This window comes from Bradyrhizobium sp. 142 (assembly GCF_023074015.1).
Taxonomy (GTDB): domain Bacteria; phylum Pseudomonadota; class Alphaproteobacteria; order Rhizobiales; family Xanthobacteraceae; genus Bradyrhizobium.
Map to the genome: position 1 here is coordinate 1 of NZ_JADPKQ010000339.1, position 1,824 is coordinate 1,824.

1 protein-coding gene and 1 pseudogene are annotated in these 1,824 nt (G+C 58.1%); one reads left to right on the forward strand and one right to left on the reverse strand.

The window, feature by feature from the left end; translation table 11 throughout:
• Positions 1-323 precede the first annotated feature (323 nt).
• Positions 324-566: pseudogene (locus IVA82_RS31865) on the forward strand (IS256 family transposase); the annotation flags it as partial.
• 612 nt (positions 567-1,178) lie between these two features.
• On the opposite strand, the gene IVA82_RS31870 reads toward IVA82_RS31865, so the two are convergent.
• Positions 1,179-1,760 carry a hypothetical protein gene (locus tag IVA82_RS31870; RefSeq protein WP_247383681.1) on the reverse strand — a complete coding sequence of 194 codons (582 nt, stop codon included), beginning with the start codon at positions 1,758-1,760 and terminating at the stop codon, positions 1,179-1,181.
• Between the last annotated feature and the right edge of the window lie 64 nt (positions 1,761-1,824).

Sequence of the window (1,824 nt, forward strand, 5' to 3'; positions counted from 1 at the left end):
CATGTCGGAGCCTGCCGTCTTCCCAAAACACCACCTCCCCGAAAGTTCGGTGGACGTCGATGCCAATCACCCGTCGCATTTGCACCTCCTGCCTGAACATATGACGGGAGCTGCGGGCGACACGACAACTACGGATTCGCGCTCCCAGCGCAACCGGGCGAGTCGCAGAGGCGGCCAGCTACTAACTCGAGCTCTCAGCTCATCGTATGCATCGGCCTGCCCGCACATCGTGCTCCCGGTGCCTCTGTCCCGATGGTCGCACCATACGCCACGATGTAGAAAACCGCAGCGGAACGTTGGCACCGAGACATCTCATACCGGTTACCAACCCCATCGAAAGCACCTTCGCCACCGTGCGCCACCGCACCATCCGGTCGAAGAGTTGTCTGTCGAACGGGACCGCGCTCGCCATGGTCTTCAAACTCGTCGAGGGCGCGCAGAAAAGCTGGCGCCGTCTCGATGGCCACCACCAGTTGCCAAAACTCGTTCTTGGTGTGACATTCAACGACGGGATCGAGGTCATCGCCAAGCCGACCGACCGTCAGCCCATAACCGCCGCCGCCTGACCGGCCCGGCCGTCACCAAAATTTGGCGATAGCTCGGCTGTCCGGCCCGCCGAATGCTATTGTCTGGATTGGGGGGCGATGTGGAGCATCGCCCATGAGGAACCGAGATCTTGCTGCGGTCGCAATTGTAACCGCCGTCTGCGGGGCCGCATACACGGCTTACATGGTCCGAGATCAGAGCGGCTTTTGCCCGCCCCCATCAGCTGCTTCGGTTGCGTCCCTGTTCGCACCCCGCCAATCGTTCGATACTGCCATGGGCCATTCGGTATCGAGACCTGAAGCCGTGCGGATGGGCCTGCTTATGCCCGACGAACAGTCCTCGCAGCAGCCGACCCAGCTGGCGACCAGGGAGCATTCAACGGTGGCAATGGGCCGTTAGTCGTGCACCGGCTCGATCATGCCCGGAACGACCACGCAGCTCGGGTGCAGCCTCAGTCCGAACGGCGTGGCTATCGGCGGCCCGGAGAAGCGCGATACACGATCCAGGACTTTGAACGCTATGGGGCCGCGAAGATCGCGCTTGAGGAGTGGTACAGAGGGTTGACGGTCCAATAAACCTAGACAGCAACTGGCTCGCTTGTCATCCGATCACCAGGACGTGACGCTCTCAATCTACTGAAGCAGCCTTAGTATCCGTGGGCGAAACTCTTGCAGCAGTTCCGCAGCTCTCATTGAGACCAGTTCAACGCCGTCAACACTTTTGTTCAGGTTTTTGGCGATCTGGTTGGTGATCACTGAATAGTTGGAAAGGTGGATTCCTAAGACTGATCCAATCACCTCGGCGCGAGTGTTGCCGCCGCCTCCCTTGATGACGTCCACGTTCGAAGGATGATAGCCGAAGCCCAAAAAAATGATCAACTTGGCGTCGGCAATTGCAGCGACCATCGCAGCCGAGTCATGCATCGGCTTTTGGTCGGTGTAAGTGCCCAGATTTCCTAACCGGGAAAATGGATCAAAATACCCTGTTGCGCCGAAGGAAAGTGAGTCGCCGTAGTTGGGAGAGAATTCACCGATTGAGCCGTATGGTCTCAGCATGTTCAGCTTTGCAACCATCCCCTTTGCTTCTTCTGCCGAAGCGGATGCGCGCTCCTGGAGAGCCCAGTAAATGAATTGCTCAATCGCCCTATCATAGTTGAAATTGATGAACGTGACTTGATCAGTACTCGTCCGAGGACGGCCGTCTTGCGAGTTCATCCGGTCTGTAGCTGACTGTCGGTATGGATATCCTTACTGATAGTCGCCAAGTGCGTCGCCTTGA

What these genes read in the sequence shown, in the direction of transcription:
- IVA82_RS31870 (WP_247383681.1), bottom strand. Translation starts at nt 1,760, where the DNA reads ATGAACTCGCAAGACGGCCGTCCTCGGACGAGTACTGATCAAGTCACG.